Origin of the sequence: Amycolatopsis sp. A133, assembly GCF_031082405.1 — a bacterium.
Lineage (GTDB): Bacteria > Actinomycetota > Actinomycetes > Mycobacteriales > Pseudonocardiaceae > Amycolatopsis.
The window spans coordinates 132943-155263 of record NZ_JAVHJU010000004.1 but is presented as its reverse complement, the minus strand read 5'-3'; the positions used below and the strand labels follow the sequence as shown (position 1 = coordinate 155263).

Sequence of the window (22321 nt, the reverse complement as noted above, 5' to 3'; positions counted from 1 at the left end):
CCGGACCACCCGAACTGCGTTGTAAGGACACGAAAGCGATGACCACCTCGAGGAAGAGCCGCATCGACGCGCTACCCGCGGAGCTGCGGGAGACGCTCAAGCGCCGGCTGGCCGGGCGGGCGGAGCGGTCCGACGTCATCGGCCGGGCGCCGCGGGAGAACGCCCTGCCGCTGTCGTTCGCCCAGCAGCGCCTGTGGTTCCTCGACGAGTTCCGCCCGGGGGACGCGGAGTACAACAGCGCCGTGGCGCTGCGGCTGACCGGCCCGCTCGACCCGGGCGCGCTCACCGGCGCGCTGGCGCAGCTGGTGGCCCGCCACGAATCCCTGCGCACGACCGTCGACGACGCCGGCGGCACCCCGGTGCAGGTCGTCCACCCCGCCCCGGAGATCCCGGTGCGCACGGTCGACCTGACCACCGACCCCGCGCTGCGGCCCGCCGACCTCGACGAGGTGCTGGGGACCGAGTACGGCCGGTCGTTCGACCTGCGCCGCGGGCCGCTGGTGCGGCTGCTGCTCGTGCGGGTCGCCGACGAACACCACGTCCTGCTGATCACCGCCCACCACATCGTCACCGACGGCGAATCGATGGGCATCCTGGTCGGCGAGCTCGCCGCGCTGTACGCGGCCGCCGTCCGCGGCGAGCCCGCGGACCTGCCCGAACCGGCGGTCCAGTACGCCGATTTCGCCGTGTGGCAGCGGAACCGGCTCGCCGGGCCCGCCCTCGACCGGCACCTCGCCTACTGGACCACGCAGCTGGCCGGCGTCGAACCCCTGGACCTGCCGTCCGACCGGCCCCGGCCGGCCGTGCGCACGACGGCGGGTGCCGTGCACCACTTCAGCGTCCCGGCCGAGGTCGCGGCCGGCCTGGCCGAGCTGGCCCGGGTCCACGACACCACGCTGTACACCGTGCTCGTCGCGGCCTGCCAGGTGCTCTTCGCCCGCTACACCGGCCGCTCCGACATCGCCGTGGGCACGGTGGTCTCCGGCCGGAACCGGCCGGAGCTGCAGCGGACGGTCGGCTTCTTCGTCGACACCGTCGTCATCCGGTCCACAGTGGACCACACGGCGCCGTTCGGGACGTTCCTCGACGCCGTCCGCACCACCGTGCTGGAGTCCTTCGAGCACGCCGAAGCCCCGTTCGAGAAGCTCGTCGAAGCGCTGCGCCTCGACCGCGACGCCAGCCGCAACCCGCTGTTCGACGCGATGGTGCTGCTGCACGGGAGCGCGGGCGGCCCGGCGGACTTCGCCGGGTTGACGGCCGAGCCGGTCGAAGTGGCCCGCCGAGCGGCCAACTTCGACCTCACCGTGGAGTTCCAGCCGGCCGCGGACGCGCTCGAAGGGTCGCTGGAGTACAACACCGACCTGTTCGACGAGCGGACCGCCGTCGCGCTGGGCGAGCACCTCACCGTGCTGCTGACCGCGATCGCCGCCGACGCGCGGCGCCCCGTCGGCGAGCTGCCGCTGCTGACCGGGGACGAGGAGCGCCGGCTGCTCACCGGCTGGAACGCCACCGCACTGGACGTGCCCGAGGCGACCGTCACCGAGCTGTTCGAGTCGCAGGCCCAGCGCAGCCCGGACGAGACGGCGCTCGTCGCCGGGGACGTCGCGCTGAGCTTCGCCGAGCTCAACGCGATGTCCAACCGCCTGGCCCGGCACCTCGTCACGCTGGGCGCCGGCCCCGAGCGGGTCGTCGCGCTCGAGCTGCCGCGCACGGCCGAGGCGATCGTCGCCTTCCTCGCGGTGCTGAAGGCGGGTGCGGTGTACCTGCCGATCGATCCGGCGCTGCCCGCCGACCGGAAAGAGCTGCTGCGGTCGGACGCCGGGGCCACCCTGGTCCTCGGCCCCGCGGAGATCGCGGCCGCGCGGCCGGAGTACTCCGCCGCGGACCTCACCGACGCCGACCGGCTTGCGCCGCTGCGGCCGGACAACACCGCTTATGTCATCTACACCTCCGGGTCCACCGGCCGTCCGAAGGGCGTGGCCGTCCCGCACCGCAACCTCACCAACCTGCTCTTCAACCACCGCAACGACTTCGCCGCCCCGGGACGGCGGCTGCGGGTCGCGCTGACCGCGACGCTGTCGTTCGACACGTCGCTGGAGGGCCCGCTGCTCATGGCCGACGGCCACGAGCTGCACCTGATCGGCGAGGACGTCCGGCTCGACGCCCACGCGCTGGTCGACCACATCGCCGAGCGCCGGATCGACTTCCTCGACCTGACCCCGACCTACCTGCGCCGCCTGATCCCCGCCGGGCTGCTCACCGACCCGCGCCACCGGCCGAAGATTCTCATGCTCGGCGGCGAAGCCCTCGACGAAAAGCTCTGGCGCGAACTCGCCGACGCCGAAGTGACCGTGGCGCACAACTTCTACGGCCCGACCGAGTACACGGTGGACGCGGTCTCCTGCCGGGTCGGCGAAACGACCCGGCCGGTGCTGGGCCACCCCCTGGCCAACACCCGCGCCTACGTCGTCGACCAGCACCTGCGGCCGGTGCCCGCCGGCGTGCCCGGCGAGCTGTGCCTCGCCGGGGCGCAGCTCGCCCGCGGCTACCTCGGGCGCCCGGGCCGGACGGCCGGTGGTTTTGTCGCCAATCCGTTCGGCGAGCCGGGCGAGCGGATGTACCGCACCGGCGACCGCGTCCGCTGGACGGCGGACGGGCAGCTGGAGTACCTGGGCCGCCTCGACGACCAGGTGAAGATCCGCGGCTTCCGGGTCGAGCCGGGCGAGGTCGAGGCCGCGCTGGTACGCCTGCCCGGGGTCGCCGCGGCCGTCGTCGTCGCCACCCGGCCCGAAGAGGGCCACGCCCGGCTGGTCGCCTACGTCGTCGGAGCCGGTGAGGCCGCGCCGCCGGCGGCGGACCTGCGCACGGCGCTGCGGGCCACCCTGCCCGACTACCTGGTGCCCTCGGTGTTCGTCCCGATCGACGCGATCCCGCTGACCCCGCAAGGAAAAGTCGACCGCCGGGCGCTCCCGGCCCCCGACGCGCCGCCGGACGGCGGGCAGACCTACGTGCCCGCGCGCACCGCCGTCGAGCACCAGCTGGTGGCCATCTGGTCCGAGGTGCTCGGCAACGACCGGATCGGGGTGGAGGACAACTTCTTCGGCCTCGGCGGCGACTCGATCCTCAGCATCCAGGTGGTCGCCCAGGCCCGCCAGGCCGGGCTGCGGCTCACCTCGCGGGACATCTTCCTGCACCAGACCATCGCCGGCCTCGCGACCGCGGTGCAGACCGCCGCGGCGCACGCCCCGGCCGCGGCGGGGCCGATCGCCGGCCCGGCGCCGCTCACCCCGATCCAGCACTGGTTCTTCGACACCCACGGGCCGCTGGCCCACTTCACGATGTCGCAGCTGCTGGAGCTGCCCGCCGACGTCGACCAGCAGGCGCTGCGGACCGCCCTCGACGCGGTCGTCGCCCACCACGAGGCCCTGCGGACCCGGTTCTTCACCGTCGACGGGCAGTGGCGGCAGGAGATCACCCCCACCCCGCCGACCGGGGTCCTGCGGATCCGCGACCTGTCGTCCCTCGGCGACGCCGGGCAGCGCGCGGGCATCGAAGCCGCCGCCGCGCAGGTGCGCGCCGGTCTCGACCTCACCACCGGCACCCTCGCCGGCGCGGCGCTGCTCCTGCGCGGCACCCGGCCGCCGCTGCTGTTCCTGGCCGTGCACCACGTGGTGACCGACGGCGTGTCGCTGCGGCTGCTGCTCGGCGACCTCGAAACCGCCTACGGCCAGGTCGTCGCCGGGGCGCCGGTCCGGCTCGCGGCCACGGCCACGCCGTTCACCCAGTGGGCGCACCTGCTGGAGCAGCACGTCCGTTCCGGTGGGTTCGACGACGACCTCGAGCACTGGACGCGCGTGGCGCGCCGGGTCCCGGCCGCGCTGGCGGCCGACCACGCGGGGGCCGGCACGACCGGCTCCACCCGCACGCTGACCGTGACCCTCGGCGCCGGAGACACCGACGCGCTGCTGCACCAGGTGCCGGCGACCTACCGGACCCAGGTCAACGACGTGCTGCTGAGCGCGCTCGGCCGGGCGCTGGCCGACCGCACCCGGGAAGACGGCGTGCTGATCGCCCTGGAGGGACACGGCCGGGAAGACGTCCTCGACGGCGTCGACCTCTCCCGCACGGTGGGCTGGTTCACCACCCAGTTCCCGGTGGCGCTCGACCTGCCGCCGTCGGGCGACTGGGGCGCCACCCTCAAGGCGGTCAAGGAACAGCTGCGGGCCGTCCCGCGCCGCGGCCTGAGCTACGAGGCGCTGCGCTACCTCGGCGAGCCCGGCGCGCCGGGGCACGCCCTGCAGGCGTTCCCGCTGCCGCAGGTCTGCTTCAACTACCACGGCCGCTGGGACGCCCAGGCCGGGGCGGCCGGGCTGTTCCGCGGCCGGCACGACAGCCCGGGCGCGGACATCGCCCCGGACGAGGCGAGCACCTACCAGCTGGACGTGACCGGCGTGGTCGAGTCCGGCGAGCTGTCGCTGACGTGGTCCTACTCCGACCAGGTCAACGACGAAGACACCGTCCGCGAGCTGGCCGAAGCGATGCTGACCGGCCTGCGGGAGATCGTCGCGCACTGCGCCGGCCCGGACGCCGGCGGCCGCACGCCGTCGGACTTCCCGCTGGCCCGGCTCGACCAATCCACAGTGGACAGATTGGCCGGCGACGGCCGCGACGTCGACGACATCTACCCGCTGACCCCGCTGCAGGCGGGCATGCTGTTCCACAGCCTGCTCGATCCCACCGCCGACGCCTACGTCGACCAGGCGCGGATGCTGCTCGACGGCGTCCGCGACCCCGATGCCTTCGCGCTGGCCTGGCAGCAGGTCGCCGACCGGACCCCGGTGCTGCGGACCGAGCTGGTCTGGGCCGGCGTCGAGGAACCCCTGCAGGTCGTGCGGCACCGGGCCGCCGTGCCGATCACCCGGCACGACTGGCGCGGGCTGTCCGAAGCCGAGCAGACCGCCCAGCTGGCGCGGCTGTCGGCCGAGGACGCCGCCGCCGGGCTCGACCTCGCGACCGCCCCGCTGATGCGGCTGGGCATCGTCGCGCTGACCCACGACCGCGTGCTGCTGATGTGGACCTCCCACCACATCGTGCTCGACGGCTGGAGCCTGGCGCAGATCTTCACCGAGGTGTGCGAGCAGTACGCCGCGATCACCGAGCACCGGGTACCGCGGGTGCCGGCCCACCGGCCGTTCCGCGACTACCTCGGCTGGCTCGCCGCGCAGGACGTCACGGCCGCCGAAGACCACTGGCGGTCCGTGCTGTCGGGCTTCGCCGCCCCGACCCCGCTGCCCTGGGACCGGCCCCCGGCCCAGGCCCACCGGACGCGCTCGTCGCGCTCGGTCCGGACCTCCTTGTCCACGGAGGACACCGACCGGCTGCGGGACGTCGCCCGGCGCCACGGCCTGACCGTCAACACCCTCGTGCAGGGCGCGTGGGCGCTGCTGCTGGCCCACTCCAGCGGCGAGTCCGACGTCGTGTTCGGCACCACCGTCTCCGGCCGCCCCGACGACCTGCCGGGCGTGGAGACCATGATCGGGATGTTCATCAACACCGTCCCGACGCGGACGCGGATCGACCGCGGCGAGCCGGTGCTCGCGTGGCTGCAGCGGCTGCAGGACGAGCAGAACCAGGCCCGGCGGTACGACTTCGTCGCGCTGGGGAAGCTGCGCTCGCTCAGCGACGTCCCCTCGGGGGAGAACCTGTTCGACAGCATGGTCGCGTTCGAGAACTACCCCTTCGACGAGAACGCCGCCGCGCAGGCGGGCGTCACCCTGCGCGAGGTGACCGCGCTCGACGCCACGACGTTCCCGGTCACCTTGCGCGCCTACGTCGACCGGCGCCTGGGCTTCGAGCTCGGCACCGACCCGGACCTGTTCGACGCGGAAACCGCCGAAGCGCTGGCGGCCCGGCTGGAGACGCTGCTGCTGGGGATCGCCGAGGACCCGGACCGCCCGATCGCGCGGCTGCCGTGGCTCTCGGCCGCCGACCGCGCCCGGCTCACCGCCGACCCGTTGCCGTCGCTGCCCACGCCGACCATCACCGAGCTGTTCGCCGCCCAGGTGGCGGCGAACCCGGACGCGGTCGCGCTCACCGCCGACGGCACCCAGCTCACCTACGCCGAGCTGAACGCGCGGGCGAACCGCCTGGCGCACAAGCTGATCGACCTCGGCGCCGGGCCCGAGCGGTTCGTCGCCCTGCGCCTGCCGCGCTCGGCGGACCAGGTTGTCGCGATCCTCGCCGTGTTCAAGGCCGGGGCCGCCTACCTGCCGATCGATCCGGCCACACCCGCCGAACGCGTCGAGCGGATGTTCGCCGACACCGATCCCGTCGCCGTCCTCGCTCCCGAAGACGTCACCGTGGAGACGGGTCCCGAAACCGATCCGCCGCTGCGCTGCACCCCGGAGAACCCCGCGTACGTCATCTACACCTCCGGCTCGACCGGGCTGCCCAAGGGCGTGGTGATCCCGCACCGCAACGTCACCCGCCTGTTCGCCGCGACCGCCGCCCGGTTCGGCTTCGGCTCCGGCGACGTCTGGACGCTGTTCCACTCCTACGCGTTCGACTTCTCCGTCTGGGAGATCTGGGGCCCGCTGCTGCACGGCGGCCGGCTCGTCGTCGTGCCGCACGCGGTGTCCCGCTCGCCGCGGGAATTCCTGCGCCTGCTGGCCGACGAAGGCGTCACCGTGCTCAACCAGACGCCGTCGGCCTTCTACCAGCTCGTCCGGGCCGACGAGGACGATCCCGAAGCCGGCGCGCGGCTCGCGCTGCGGTACGTCGTCTTCGGCGGCGAAGCCCTGGAAACGCGCCGGCTGGCCGGCTGGTTCGCCCGCCACGGCGACCGCACGCCGCGGCTGGTCAACATGTACGGCATCACCGAAACGACCGTGCACGTCACCCAGCACGACCTGTCGTCCGATGTGGACAGTGCGACCGGGCTGATCGGCACCGCCCTGCCCGACCTGCGCGGTTACGTCCTCGACACCGACCTGAACCCGGTCCCGGCCGGCGTGCCCGGCGAGCTCTACGTGGCCGGCGACGGCCTGGCCCGCGGTTACCTCGGCCGTCCCGGGCTGACCGCCGCCCGGTTCGTCGCCGACCCGTTCGGCGCGCCCGGGTCCCGCATGTACCGCTCCGGCGACCGCGTGTCCCGCACCCACGGCGGAGCCCTGCGCTACCACGGCCGCGCCGACCAGCAGGTCAAGATCCGCGGCTTCCGCATCGAGCCCGGCGAGATCGAGGCCACCCTGCTCGCCCTGCCGGACGTCGGCTCGGCGGCCGTGCTGGCCCGCGAGGACGAACCCGGCCGCAAGCGGCTGGTCGCCTACGTCGTCCCGGCGACGCCGGAGGACCCGCCGAGCACCGCGCGGCTGCGCGAGCACCTGGGCCGGTCGCTGCCGGACTACATGGTGCCCTCGGCGTTCGTCACCCTCGGCGAACTCCCGTTGACCCGCAACGGGAAACTCGACCACCGGGCCCTGCCGGCGCCCGTCGCGGCGGGCACGGAGAGCGCCGGGTTCGCCGAACCCCGGACCGACGCCGAACGCACCGTCGCGGCGGTCCTGGCCGCCACGCTCGGCCTGGACCGCGTCGGGGCCGACGGCAACTTCTTCGAGCTGGGCGGGGATTCCATCCTCAGCATCCGGTTCACCTCCGCGCTGCGCGAGGCCTTCGGCGTCGACGTGTCCCCGCGGACGGTGTTCGACCACCCGACGGTGGCGGGCCTGGCGGCCGCGCTGCCCGCCGCGCCGGCCACCCCGCTGTCCGCGGCGATCACCCCGGTGACCCGCGACGGCGAGCTGCCGCTGTCGTTCGCCCAGCAGCGCCTGTGGTTCCTCGACGAGTTCGCCCCCGGCAGCACCGACCACGTCACCGTCTTCGGCGTCCGGCTGCGCGGGGACGTGCGGCCCGGCGCGCTCGCCCGGGCGCTCACCACGCTGATCGCCCGGCACGAGTCGCTGCGCACCACGTTCCCGGCCGTCGACGGGCGCCCCCGCCAGGTCGTGGGGGAGCCGTGGCAGCTCGCGCTGCCGGTCACCGACCTCGCCGGCCCGACGGCGGAAGACGACCTGCGGCGGCTGCTGGCCGAAGACCTCGCCCGGCCGTTCGACCTCGCTCGCGGCCCGCTGCTGCGGGCCCGGCTCGTCCGCCTGGCCCCGGACGAGCACGCCCTGGTCCTGTCCCTGCACCACATCATCACCGACGGCTGGTCGATGGGCGTTCTCGTCGGGGAGCTGGCCACCCTCTACGGCGACGAGCGGGCCGAGCTCCCGCCGTTGCCCGTCCAGTACGCGGATTTCGCCGCGTGGCAGCGTGATCGCCTCACCGGCGAGTTCCTCGCCGACCAGCTCGGCTTCTGGCGCCACGAGCTCGACGGCCTGCGCCCGCTCGATCTGCCGACCGACCGCCCCCGGCCGGCCACGCGGACGTCGAACGGCGCCGAACACGAGTTCACCCTCGGCGCCGAGGCCCTCGCCGGGCTGCGCCGGCTGGCCCGGGACCGCGACACCACGCTGTTCACGGCGCTGGTCGCGGCCTGCCAGCTGGTGCTGCGGCGCTGGTCCGGCCAGGACGACGTCGCCGTCGGCACGGTGACCTCCGGCCGGGACCACGCGGAAGTCCAGGACCTGGTCGGCCTCTTCGTCAACACGGTCGTGCTGCGGTCCCGGGTGGACGGACGCGCGGGCTTCGGCGAGCTGCTCGGTGCCGTCCGCCGGACCGTCCTGGACGCGTTCGCCCACCAGGAGGTGCCGTTCGAGCGGATCGTCGACGAGCTGAGCCCCGACCGCGACCCCGCCCGCACCCCGCTGTTCGAGGTGCTGGTGACGCTGCAGAACGCCGGCAACCGCCTGCCCGCCCTCGCCGGGCTCACCGCCGGGGAACTGACGCTGCCGATGACCACCGCCGGGTTCGACCTGAGCGTCGAGTTCGAGGAACGGCCCGACGGCCTGCGTGGCTCGATCAACTACAACACCGACCTGTTCGACGCGGCGACGATGCGCCGCTTCGCCGAACACCTCACGGTCCTGCTCACCGCCGTCACGGCCGAGCCGGACCGGCCCGTCGACGCGCTCCCGCTGCTGCCCGCGGCCGAACACGACCTCGTCGTCGAGACGTGGAACAGCACCGGCCGGCCGGTGCCGGACGCAGGAGTCGTCGAGCTGTTCGAGGCCATGGTCGCCCGGACCCCGGACGCGACCGCGCTCGTCTGCGGCGACACGACGCTGACGTTCGCGGAATTGAACGCCCGCGCCAACCGGGTCGCGCGGGTTCTCGTCGCCCGGGGTGCCGGGCCCGAGCGGCTGGTGGCCGTCGCCCTGCCGCGCTCGGCGGAACTCGTGGTCACGATCCTCGCGGTGCTCAAGGCGGGTGCCGTGCACCTACCCCTGGATCCGGAGCTGCCCGAGCGGCGGCGGGAGGCGTTGCTGGCCGACGCCCGGCCGGTGCTGGTGCTCACCGAACCGGTTCCCTCCGAGGAAGCGGACACGAACCTCACCGATGCGGACCGGCTCGCGCCGCTCACCCCGGACCACGCCGCCTACGCGATCTACACCTCCGGCTCCACCGGGACACCGAAGGGCGTGCTCGTCGGCCACCGCGCGCTGGCCAGCTTCGCCGTCGACCACGCGGACGAGTTCACCGCCGCGGCCGGGAAGGACCGGCTGCGGGTCGCGCTGACCGCCGCGTTCACCTTCGACGCGTCCTGGGAAACCGTGCTGCTGATGCTCACGGGCGGGCACGAGCTGCACGTGATCGACGCCGACACCCGGCTCGACCCCGCCGTGCTCGCCGGGTACGTCGCCCGGAACCGGATCGACCTGGTCAACTCGACGCCGTCGTTCGTCCGGCACCTGCTGGACGCCGGGTTCGGCGAACACCGCCCGTCCGTGCTGCTGATCGGCGGGGAAGCCGTCGGCGAAGCGCTGTGGCGCGACCTGAGCGACCTCGACGGCGTCACCGCGTTCAACCTCTACGGCCCGACCGAATGCACGGTCGACGCCACCCTCTGCCGCATCGGGGAAACCACCCGCGAAGTGATCGGCCGCCCGGTCGGGAACGTGCGGGCCTACGTCCTCGACGACCGGCTGCGCCCGGCCCCGATCGGCGTGCCCGGCGAACTCCACCTGGCCGGCGTGCAGCTGGCCCGCGGTTACCTCAACCGCCCCGGGGCGACCGCGGACCGCTTCCGCGCCAACCCCTTCGGGCCGCCCGGCAGCCGGATGTACGCCACCGGCGACCGGGCCCGCTGGACCGCCGAGGGGTACCTGGAGTACCTCGGCCGCGCCGACGACCAGGTCAAGATCCGCGGCTTCCGGGTCGAGCCGGGCGAGGTCGAGGCGGCGCTGCGCGCCCTGCCCGAGGTCGCCGACACCGTCGTCGTCGCCCGCCGCGACGACGGCCACGCCCGGCTGGTCGCCTACGTCGTCCCGGCCGGCGGCTCCCCGGCGGACCCGGCGCGGCTGCGGACGGCGCTGAAGGCGACCCTGCCCGACCACCTGGTGCCGTCGGTGTTCGTCCCCCTCGAAGTGCTGCCGCTGGCCACCAGCGGCAAGGTCGACCGCCGCGCGCTGCCCGCGCCCGCCGTCCACCCGGCCCCGGCCGAGGGCCGCACCGCCCCGCGCACCGACGGCGAACGGCTGCTGGCGGAGATCTGGGCCGACGTCCTCGGGGTCGCGGAACCGGGGGTGGACGACAACTTCTTCGCCCTCGGCGGGGATTCGATCCTCAGCATCCAGGTCGTCTCCCGGGCCCGGCGGCACGGCCTGCGCCTGACGTCCCGGGACGTCTTCCGCCACCAGAGCATCGCCGAGCTCGCGCTCGTCGCGGGCACCGAAGCGGCGGCCGAGCCCGAAGCCGGCTTCACCGGCGCGGCGCCCCTCACCCCGATCCAGCGGTGGTTCTTCGAGACCGGCCACCACGACCACTTCACGATGTCCACGCTCGCCGAGCTCGACCCGGACGTGGACCTCCCCGCGCTCGAAACCGCGCTGCAGGCGGTGCTGGCCCGCCACGACGCCCTGCGCACCCGGTTCACCCGCACCGGCGACGGGTGGCGGCAGGAGTTCCGGCCGGACGCCGAAGTCCCCGCCCTACGGCACGTGTCCGATGGGGACATCAGCACGGTCGCGGCCGAGGCCCGGGCGGCGCTGCGGGTCGAGGGCGGCCCGCTCGTCGCGGCCGCGCTGGTCACCGCTCCCGGGCGGGCACCGCGGCTGCTGCTGGTCGTCCACCACCTGGTGGTCGACGGCGTGTCCTGGCGCATCCTCTTCGACGACCTGGAAACCGCCTACCGCCAAGCGATCGCGGGCCGGCCGATCGACCTCGGCCCGGCGCCGGTCAGCTTCCTCCGCTGGGCGGATCGCCTGGCCGGGCACAGCTTCGAGACCGAAGTGCCGTACTGGACGGAGGTGCTCGACGGCGTCGTCCCGGACCTGCCCGTCGACGCGGCGGGGGAGAACACCGCCGGAAGCGCCCGCACGGTCACCGTCCGCCTCGACAGCGACACGACCGACGCCCTGCTGCACCAGGTCCCGGAGGTCTACCGCACGCAGATCAACGACGTGCTGCTCAGCGCGCTCGGCCGGGTGCTGGCCCGCTGGACCGGCCGCGAACGCGTCCTGGTCGGCTTGGAAGGGCACGGCCGCGAGGAAATCTTCGACGACCTCGACCTGTCCCGCACGGTCGGCTGGTTCACCGCCGAGTACCCGGTCGCGCTCACCCTCCCCGCGACCGAAGACTGGGGATCGACCCTGAAAGCCGTCAAGGAGCAGCTGCGGGCCGTCCCCGGCAAGGGGCTCGGCTACGGCGCGCTGCGGCGGCACGACGACCCGGTGCCGCAGATTTCCCTGAACTACCACGGACAGTGGACCGCCGGTGGCGACGAGAGCGGGCTGTACCGGGGCTGGGGCGGGGACCTCGGCCCCGACATCGACCCGCAGCGGCCGCGCACGGCCCTCCTGGACGTCGTCGGCATCGTCGACGGCGGCCGCCTCGAACTGGCCTGGACCTACGCGCCCGACGTGCACCGCGAAGACACCGTGCGCGGGCTCGCCGAGCAGGTCGTCACGGCACTGCGGGACATCGTCGCGCACTGCGCCGGCCCGGCCGCCGGCGGCCGCACGCCGTCGGACTTCCCCCTGGCCCGGTTGAGCCAGGCCGAGCTGGACACCGTCGCCGGCGACGGCCGCGCGGTCGAGGACGTCTACCCGCTCACCCCGCTGCAGGCCGGGATGGTGTTCCACACCCTGCTCGACGACGGCTCCCCGGCCTACTTCGAGCAGGTCCGCATCCGGCTCGCCGGCGTCGCCGACCCCGCCGCGCTCGCCGCGGCCTGGCAGCGGGTCGTCGACCGGACCCCGGTGCTGCGCACCCGGCTCGTCTGGACCGGCGTCGAAGAGCCCGTGCAGGTGGTGGACCGCGCGGCGACCCTGCCGGTCACCCACCACGACTGGCGCGACCTCGGCCCGGCGGACCGCGAAACCGCCCTGCGCGAGGCGTTGGCGGCCGACCGCGCCGTCCCGTTCGACCTGACCCGGGCCCCGCTGACCCGGCTGACCATCGCCGCCCTGCCCGGCGACGAGGTCGACCTGGTGTGGACCTCCCACCACGTGCTGTTCGACGGCTGGAGCTCCGCGCAGGTCTTCGCCGAGGCCTGCGAGCAGTACGCCGCCGCGACCGCCGGCGTCCGGCCCGCCCTGGTCACCCGGCGCCCGTACCGCGACTACCTCGGCTGGCTGGCCGGGCGCGACCAGGCCGCGGCCGACGCGTTCTGGCGGGCCACCCTCGCCGGCTTCGACACCCCGACGGCGCTGCCGTACGACCGTCCGCCGGCCGAGGCCCACCAGTCCCGGTCCACCGACTCGGTCCGGGTCGAGCTGCCGCCGGCCGCGACGCTGCGGCTGCGGGAGTTCGCCAAGACCCACGGCCTCACCGTCAACACCGTCGTGCAGGGCGGCTGGGCGCTGCTGCTGGCCATGCTGTCGGGCGACCGTGACGTCGTCTTCGGCACCACCGTCTCCGGCCGCCCGGCCGACCTGGCCGGCGTCGAAACCATGATCGGGCTGTTCATCAACACCATCGCCACCCGCGTCCGGGTGCCCGGCGCCCAGCCGGTCGCGCGGTGGCTCGGGCAGCTGCAGGCGGCCCAGAGCGAGGCCCGCGACCACGACTTCGTGTCACTGGCCCGGCTGCGCCCGCTCAGCGACGTCCCCGCGGGGCAGAACCTGTTCGACAGCATGGTGGTGTTCGAGAACTACCCGATCAGCGAACCCGCCACCGCGGGCGCGCCCCGGGTCGCCGAGGTGTCCTCGGCCGACGCCACCAACTTCCCGCTGTGCCTGCGGGCGTCCCTGGACGAGGGCCTCGCCCTCGACCTCGCCTACGACCCGGCGCTGTTCGACCCCGCAACCGTCACGGCCATGACCGACCGGCTCGTCCTGCTGCTCGACGCCGTCACCGCGGACCCGGACCGGCCGCTGGCCCGGGTGCCCTGGGCCGGCGCCGCCGAACGCGCCCGGGTGCTCGCCGACGCCCACGGCCCGGGCGCCGCCGGGACGCCGTCCACGGTGCCCGCGCTGTTCGCCGACCAGGTGCGGCGGCACCCGGACGCCCCCGCCGTGCTCGCCGTCGACCGGACGCTCACCTACGTCGAGCTCGACGAGCGGGCGAACCACCTGGCCGGGCGGCTGGCCGGCCTCGGCGTCGCCGCCGAGGACCGGATCGGGCTGCTGCTCGAGCCGTCGGTCGACCACGTCGTCGCCGAACTCGCCGTGCTCAAGGCCGGCGCGGCCTACGTGCCGCTGGACACCCGGGCCCCGCAGGAGCGCCTGCGTGCCGTGCTCGCCGAGGCCGGTGTCTCCGTCGTGGTGGCCGGCGACACCTGGGTGCCGACGGCCGAAATCGTCCACAGTGGACCGCTGCTGACCGTGGGCGAGCAGCGGTCGCGGACCGCGCCGGAACCGGTGGTGGTTCCGGAAAACCTCGCCTACGTCATGTACACCTCCGGCTCCACCGGCGTCCCCAAGGGCGTCGCCGTGCGCCACCGCGACATCACCGCGCTGGCCCAGGACGGCCGGTTCGCCGGCGGTGCCCACACCCGGGTGCTCGCGCACTCGCCGCTCGCCTTCGACGCCTCCACCTACGAGCTGTGGGTGCCGCTGCTCACCGGCGGCGCGACCGTCCTGCCCGACGGGCCCGACCTGACCGTCGAATCGTTGCGGCGCGCGGTTTCCGCCCACGACGTGACGGCGGCGTGGCTGACCGCCGGGCTCTTCCGGCTCCTCGCCCAGGACGCCCCGGACGGCCTGCGCGGCCTGCGCGAGGTGTGGACCGGCGGCGACGTCGTCCCGCCCGCCGTGGTGCGGGCGGTCCAGGCCGCGTGCCCCGGCCTCGTCGTGGTCGACGGTTACGGCCCCACCGAGACCACCACCTTCGCCACGTCCTTCCGGATGACCGGGGACACGGGCGTGCCCGAGCCCGTGCCGATCGGCCGCCCGCTCGACGGCATGCGCGCGTACGTGCTGGACGCGGAGCTGCGGCCGCTGCCCGCCGGGGCACCCGGGGAACTGTGCCTGGCCGGCGCCGGACTGGCGCGCGGCTACCTCGGCCGCCCCGGCCTGACCGCCGAGCGCTTCGTCGCCGACCCGTTCGGCGCGCCGGGGGAGCGGATGTACCGCACCGGCGACGTCGTCCGGCGCGGGCCCGACGGTGAACTCGTGTTCCTCGGCCGGTCCGACGACCAGGTCAAGCTGCGCGGGTTCCGGATCGAGCTCGCCGAGGTCGAGGCCGTGCTGGCCGCGCACCCGGCGGTCGCCCAGGCGGTCGCGACGATCCACACCGATCCCTCCGGCACCCGGAGGCTGATCGCGCACGTCGTCCTCGAGCGCGCCGCGGATCCTGACGAGCTGCGCGGGCACACCGCCGCGGCACTGCCGGAGTACATGGTGCCCGCCGTCGTGCTGGTGCTCGACGCGCTTCCGTTGAACCGCAACGGGAAGGTCGACCGCCGCGCCCTGCCTGCCCCGGACGGCCCGGTGCCGTCGCAGCGGCCCTACGTCGAGCCGTCGACGCCGACCCAGCGTGCGGTCGCCGAAATCTGGCAGCGGCTGCTCGGCGTCGAACGGGTCGGCGCGAAGGACAACTTCTTCGAGCTCGGCGGCGACTCGATCCTCAGCATCCGGCTGGTTTCCCGGCTGCTGGCCGAATGCGGCGTCTCGTTGTCGCCGCGGGCGGTGTTCGCCCACCCGACGGTGTCCCGGCTCGCCGCCGCGATCGAAACCGTCGGAGCCACCGCCACCGACCCGATCCCCGCCGTGCCCCGCGACCAGGAGCTGCCGCAGTCCTTCGCCCAGCAGCGGCTGTGGTTCCTCGACGAGTTCGAGCCCGGCGGCACCGAGTACGTCACCAGCTCGGCGGTGCGCCTGCGCGGCGAACTGGACGTCGCCGCGCTCGCCGGGGCGTTCACCGCGCTGGTCGCCCGGCACGAGCCGCTGCGCACCACGTTCGGCTCGGCCGACGGCCACGGGGTCCAGGTCGTGCACCCGCCCTCCGCGGTGCCGCTGCCGGTCGTCGAGGCCCGGGAGGAAGAGCTCGCGGACATCCTGCGCGCCGACGGCGAACAGCCCTTCGACCTGAGCGGAGGGCCGCTGCTGCGGGCGAAGCTGATCCGGCTCGCCCCGCGGGAGCACGTGCTCACCGTGGCGGTGCACCACATCGTCACCGACGGCTGGTCGAACGGCCTCATCGCCGAAGAGGTCGGCGCGTTCTACGCGGCCGCGCTGCGCGGCGAACCGGCGGACCTGCCGCCGCTGCCGGTGCAGTACGCGGACTTCGCGGCCTGGCAGCGCGGACGGCTCGCCGAGCGGGTCCTCTCCGGCCAGGCCGGCTACTGGACCGAGCGCCTGCGCGACCTCGCCCCGCTCGAGCTGCCCACCGACCGGCCCCGCCCGCCGGTGCGCACCACCCGCGGCGCGACGCGCGAGATCGTCGTCCCGGCGGCGGTGACCGCCCGGCTCGAGCAGGTGAGCCGGCAGCGCGAGACGACCCTGTTCACCACGCTCGTCGCGGCGTGCCAGGTACTGCTGGGCCGCTGGGCCGGCCAGGACGACGTCGCCGTCGGCACGGTCACCTCCGGCCGGGAGCGGCCCGAGCTCGAGGGGCTGGTCGGGTTCTTCGTCAACACGGTGGTCCTGCGGTCGCGGGTCCGCCCGGAGGCGGCGTTCACGGCGTTCCTCGACGAGGTCGCCACGGGCGTCCGCGAAGCGTTCGACCACCAGGACCTGCCGTTCGACCGGGTCGTCGACGCCGTGCAGCCCGGCCGCGACCCCAGCCGCACCCCGCTGTTCCAGGTGATGGTGGTGCTGCAGAACAGCCCGCGCGCGGCGACCCGCCTGCCGGGCCTGGAGACCGAGGAACTCCCGCAGCCGGCGACGGCGGCCAACTTCGACCTGACGCTGGAGTTCCAGCCGGACGGCGGAGTGCTGCGGGCGGCGCTGACGTACAACACGGACCTGTTCGACGCGGCCACGATCGACCGCTTGGCAGCGCACCTGGGCGTTCTGCTCGCGGGCGTCGCCGAGAACCCGGACCGGCCGCTGTCCCGGCTCCCGCTGATCGGCGCGGCCGAACGCGAACTGGTGCTGGGCCCCTGGAACGACACGGCCCGCCCGGTGGAGCCGTCGACCCTGCCCGAGCTGATCGCGGCCCGCGCCCGGCGGACGCCGGACGCGATGGCGGTGCTCGCGGACGAGTCCCTCACCTACGCCGAGCTGGACGCCCGGGCGTCCCGGTTGGCGCGGGTGCTGGCCGGGCACGGCATCGGCCCGGAGCGGATCGTGGCGCTGGCGCTGCCCCGCTCGGCGGAGATCGTGGTCGCGCAGCTGGCGGTGCTGAAGGCGGGAGGGGCGTTCCTCCCGGTCGACCCGACGTACCCGATCGAGCGCATCACGTTCATGCTGGCCGACGCCCGCCCGGCGCTGGTCCTGACCTCCGACGGCCTGGCACCGCCGGTGCCGGAAGGCGTGGAAGTGCTGACGCTGGACGACCCGGCGCTGTTCGAGGGTGAGCCGGCGCCGCCCGTCTCCGTCCGCCCCGGGCACCCGGCCTACATCATCTACACCTCCGGCTCCACCGGCCGTCCGAAGGGCGTGGTCGTCACCCACGCCGGCCTGGCCTCCTTCGCCGCCGCCGAAGCCGAACACCTCCGCGTCACCGAAGGCGACCGGGTCCTGGCCTACTCCTCGCCGAGCTTCGACGCCTCCGTGCTCGAACTCTGCCTGGCGCTGCCCTCGGGCGCCGCGCTCGTCGTCGTCCCGCCCGAGCCGCTGCTGGGCGAACCGCTCGCCGAGTTCCTCGCCGCCCACCGGATCACCCACACCCTGATCCCGCCCGCGGCGCTGGCCACCGTTCCGGCGACCGACCTGCCGGACCTGCGCACCCTGGTCGTCGGCGGGGACGCCTGCCCGGCGGAGCTGGTGGACCGCTGGGCGCCCGGACGGCGGATGATCAACGCCTACGGCCCCACCGAGTCCACGATCGTCGCCACCTGGAGCGAGCCGCTCGTCCCGGGCACGCCGCCACCCATCGGCCGGCCCATCCCGAACACCCGCGTCTACGTGCTCGACGCCGCGCTCGAACCGGTGCCGATCGGCGTGGCCGGCGAACTGTACGTCGCCGGGCCGAGCCTGGCCCGCGGCTACCTCGACCGGCCGGGCCTGACCGCCGACCGGTTCACCGCGAACCCGTTCGGGGCACCGGGGGAGCGGATGTACCGCACCGGCGACGTCGTCCGGTGGACCGTCGCCGGGCACCTGGAGTTCGGCGGCCGGGCCGACGACCAGGTCAAGGTGCGCGGCTTCCGGATCGAGCTCGGCGAAGTCGAGGCCGCGCTGACCCGGCACCCCGGGGTGGCCGCCGCCGTCGCGGCCGTCCAGCAGGACGAGTCGGGCCACAAGCGCCTGGTCGCCTGCTTCGTCGCCGAACCGGGGACGGAGTCCGTCGGCGCCGCCGGGCTGCGCGAGTTCCTGGCCCGGTCGCTGCCCGGGCACTCGGTGCCCTCGGCCCTGCTGGAGCTGCCCGCGCTGCCGCTCGGGCCGACCGGCAAGGTCGACCGCCGGGCCCTGCCCGTGGTGGCCGCCGCGGCCGAGCCCGCCACCCGCCACGTCGAGCCGGTGACCCCGGCCGAGCGGGTGCTGTGCGAGATCTGGGCCCAGGTCCTGGGCCTGGACCGGGTCGGCACCGCGGACAACTTCTTCGAGCTGGGCGGCGACTCCATCCTCAGCATGCAGGTCGTGTCCCGCGCCCGGCAGGCCGGGCTGCAGCTGTCCACCAAGGACCTGTTCCTGCACCAGACCGTCGCCGCGCTGGCCCCGGAAGCCGGCGCGGTGGCCGAGACGGCGGAGCCGGACGGCCCGGTCACCGGACCCGTGCCGCTGACCCCCATCCAGGACTGGTTCTTCGCCACCCACACCGTCAACCCGCACCACTTCAACCAGTCCACGCTGGTCGAGCTGGCCGACGGCTTCGACGCCGGCGCGCTGCGGCGGGCGCTGGCCGCGGTGTGGACCCACCACGACGCCCTGCGGATGCGGTTCACCCGCACCGAAGCGGGCTGGCACCAGCACAACGCCGACGTCGAGCCGGTGCCGGTGCTGCGCCACGAGGACCTCACCGCCGTGCCCGAGGCCGAGCGGGCGGCCGCGCTGGAGAAGATCGCCGACGACGTCCACGCCGGGTTCGACCTCACGCACGGCCCGCTGCTGGCCGCCGTCCTGGTCACCGCCGATCCGGCGTGGCGGCCGCGGCTGTTCCTGGCCGCGCACCACGTCGTGGTCGACGCCGTCTCCTGGCGCATCCTGCTCGACGACCTCGACACCGCCTACCGGCAGGCCGCCCGGGGTGTCCCGGCCGACCTCGGCCCGCGGACGACGTCGTTCCGCGACTGGGCGCACCGCCTCCGCGACCACGTCCGCGCCGGCGGGTTCGACGACGAACTGGCCTACTGGACCGGCCTGCCCGCCTCGGGTGAGCTGCCGGTGGACCGGGACGGCGGCGGCACCGGCACGGCGGAGGTCACCGTGGTGCTCGGCAGCGACGACACCACCGCCCTGCTGCGCTCGGCGCCGTCGGCCTACCGCACGCGCGTCAACGACGTCCTGCTGACCGCGCTGGCCTGGGCACTGGCCCGCTGGACCGGGCGCCCGGACGTGTCGATCGCCCTGGAGGGCCACGGCCGGGAGGACGTCCTCGACGGCGTCGACCTCAACCGGACCGTCGGCTGGTTCACCACGCTGTACCCGGTGGCGCTGTCGATCAACGCCGCCGCCGCCGACGAGGCCGACAGCCCGGACTGGCGGACGCTGGTCAAGTCGGTCCGCAAGCAGCTGCGGGCCGTGCCGGGCAACGGGTTCGGTTACGGCGCCCTCCGCCACCTCGGCGAGGCGGACGTCCGGGAGCGGCTCGCCGGCTCCGGGCCGCAGCCGCAGATTTCGTTCAACTACCTCGGTCAGTGGGAGGGGTCCGGGTCCGCCGGGACGGCGGCGTCCGAGAGCCTCTACACCGAGGTCTGCGGCTCGCTCGGTCTCGACCACGACCCGGCCGAGCACCACCCGCACCTGCTCGACCTGGTCGGCGCGGTGCAGGACGGCGAGCTGGTGTTTTCGCTGATCTACCAGCCCGGCCGCCACGACCGGCAGACCGTCGAAGCGGTGGCCGGCGACTTCGCGGCCGCGCTGCGGCTGATCGCCGCCGACAGTCAGGACCCGGCCCGCCGGAAGGAGCGGCGGTGACCACGCGGCTTTCCCGGAACCGGAACTACCGGCTGCTGTGGGGCAGCCAGGCGCTGTCGGAAGCCGGGTTCAGCGCTTCGATGATCGCGTTGCCGCTGCTGGTGCTGGCGGTGACCGGCTCGCCGGCGCTGTCCGGGCTGGTGCTCGGCGTGGACGCGATGGCCCAGCTGGTCGCGGGGCTGCCCGCGGGCGCGCTGGCCGACCGCTGGGACCGCAAGAAGATCCTGCTCGGCTGCGAGGCGGTGTACGCGCTGGCGGTGGGGAGCCTGGCGGCGGCGATCTGGTGGGAGGCGGTGCGCATTCCGCACCTCATCGCGGTCGCGGCCGTGCTGGGCTGCTGCCGGTCGCTGTTCGGCCCCGCCGAAGGCGCGATGCTGGCCGGGGTGGTGCCGCCGGCCCAGCTGCCCACCGCGGTGGCGATGAACTCCGCGCGCGGCGCGCTCGGCCAGCTGTCGGGCACCGCGGTCGGCGGGTTCCTCTACGGCCTCGGGCGGGTCGTCCCGTTCGCGTTCGACGCGCTCGTCCACCTGATCTCGCTGGTCGCGCTGACCTTCGTCCGGGCGCCGCAGCGCGAGGCGGCGGCGACCGGCGACGGCCACCTCGGGAAGGAGATGCTCGAGGGGCTGCGCTGGGTGTGGAGCGAACGGCACGTGCGCGTCACGGTGGCGTGCGCGGTGAGCCTGAACTTCTTCTTCAGCGCCTACTACATCGTCATCATCGTGCTGGCCAAGGAGCGCGGCGTCACTTCGGGCGAGATCGGCGTGATGGCCGCGATGCTCGGCGTCGGCGGGGTGGTGGGCTCGCTGATCGCGCCGTACCTGCAGCGGCGGCTGAGCCCGTATGTGTCGATCATGAGCGTGTTCTGGGTGCTGACCCTGCTGACCCCGCTGGCGGCGGTGATCCACGACGGCTACCTGCTGGGCGCGCTGTTCGTCGGGATGGCCCTGCTCCCGCCGACCGCCAACACGACGATCGGCACCTACCAGCTGCTGCTCACCCCCGACCGGCTGCGCGGACGGCTGACCAGCGTGATGGGCGTGATCGGCGGGGTGTCCGCGGCGACCGGGCCCGCGTTCGGCGGCCTGGTGGTGCAGGCGTTCCCCGGCACGGACGCCGTCCTGCTGTGCGCCGCGGGGATCGCGCTGGTGACCGTGGTGGTCACGATCAGCCCCACCCTGCGCCGCTTCCCCCGCGCCGACTCCCTGACCCCCGCCCCCCAGCCGACGACCGAGGAGAAGACGTCATGACGACCCAGGAACCCGACCTCGCTTTCGCCTTCGAAGACCTGCTGGCCCGTTCGGCCGGGCTGCGCGAGCGCGGCCCGGTGCACCACGACGAGGAGCGGGGGCTGTGGCGGGTGCTCGACCACCCGTCCGTCTCGCGGGTGCTGTCCGACCCGGCGACGTTCTCGTCGGACTTCAGCGGGCTCACCCCGGTCCAGGAGGACTTCGAGACCTTCCGCAAGGGCAACTTCGTCGGGATGGACCCGCCGGACCACCGCAAGCTCCGCACGCTGGTCAGCCAGGCGTTCACCCCGCGCGTGGTAGCCGGCCTCGAACCCCGGATCCGGACCATCGCCGGCGAGCTGCTCGACGAGGTCGCCGGGGCGTCCCGCTTCGACGTCGTCGACGCGCTGGCGTACCCGCTGCCGATCATCGTGATCGCCGAGCTGCTGGGCGTCCCGGTGGCCGACCGCCCGCTGTTCACCCGCTGGGCCCAGGTCCTGTTCAGCGGCGACCAGCTGGGCGAGTCGGCCGACATGGCGGACATCCAGCGCGCGCTGGACGCGATCGCCCCGACGATCCGCGAGATGAACGCCTACATCCTCGACCACATCCGCCACCACCGCGCCCACCCGGGCCCGGGCCTGACCAGCAGGCTGGTGGAGGCGGAGTTCAACGGCGAGCGCCTGGAAGACCAGGAGATCGTGGGGTTCGTCGCGCTGCTGCTGATCGCGGGCCACATCACGACGACGGCGCTGCTGGGCAACGCGGTGGTGACGTTCGACCGGAATCCCGCGGCCGCGGCGGCGCTGCGGTCCGCCCCGGCCGGCCTGCCGCCGGCGCTGGAGGAGGTCCTCCGGCTGCTGCCGCCGTTCCCGGAGCTCGGCCGCCGCACGACTCGCGAGATCGAGCTGGGCGGCCACCGCATCCCGGAGAACTCGATCCTGATGGCCGACCTGGCGTCGGCCAACCGCGACCCGGCGTTCTTCGACCGCCCGGACGCGTTCGACCCGGCCCGCAACCCGAACCCGCACCTGACGTTCGGCCACGGCATCCACTTCTGCTTCGGCGCGCCCCTGGCGAGGCTGGAAGGGCGGATCGCGTTCGAGGTGCTGTTCGAGCGGTACCGGGAGCTGGCGGTGGCGAGGGATGCGGAGGTCGTGTTCCAGAACCCGTCGGTGATCGTCAGCGTCCGGCACCTGCCGCTGGACGTGAAGCCGGCGTGAGCCCCAGACGCCGATGGGTGGTCGACGTTCCGGATCCGCCTCCACTGGGTAGCCCCTAGGCGTGAGCTGAGCAGGCCATGCCTGCTGC

The 22321-nt window shown here is 74.5% G+C and carries 3 protein-coding genes; all 3 read left to right on the top strand.

The annotated features are described in order from the left end of the window. Positions 1 to 38 precede the first annotated feature (38 nt). From Q5425_RS05020 to Q5425_RS05010, 3 genes are read left to right on the top strand one after another with little or no spacing between them, the layout of a single operon-like run. The gene (locus tag Q5425_RS05020) at positions 39 to 19784 is read left to right on the top strand and encodes a non-ribosomal peptide synthase/polyketide synthase (protein WP_308670901.1); all 19746 of its coding nucleotides are present in this window, start codon (positions 39 to 41) and stop codon (positions 19782 to 19784) included. Then, the gene (locus tag Q5425_RS05015) at positions 19781 to 21031 is read left to right on the top strand and encodes an MFS transporter (protein WP_308670900.1); all 1251 of its coding nucleotides are present in this window, start codon (positions 19781 to 19783) and stop codon (positions 21029 to 21031) included. The genes Q5425_RS05020 and Q5425_RS05015 overlap by 4 nt, the downstream gene beginning before the upstream one ends. Beyond that, positions 21028 to 22233, top strand: a complete 1206-nt coding sequence (locus tag Q5425_RS05010; RefSeq protein WP_308670899.1) for a cytochrome P450 — start codon at positions 21028 to 21030, stop codon at positions 22231 to 22233. The genes Q5425_RS05015 and Q5425_RS05010 overlap by 4 nt, the downstream gene beginning before the upstream one ends. Positions 22234 to 22321 lie beyond the last annotated feature (88 nt).

Excerpts from the sequence above, each read along its gene's own strand:
- Q5425_RS05010 (WP_308670899.1), top strand. The coding sequence starts at position 21,028 with ATGACGACCCAGGAACCCGACCTCGCTTTCGCCTTCGAAGACCTGCTG.
- Q5425_RS05020 (WP_308670901.1), top strand. The coding sequence starts at position 39 with ATGACCACCTCGAGGAAGAGCCGCATCGACGCGCTACCCGCGGAGCTG.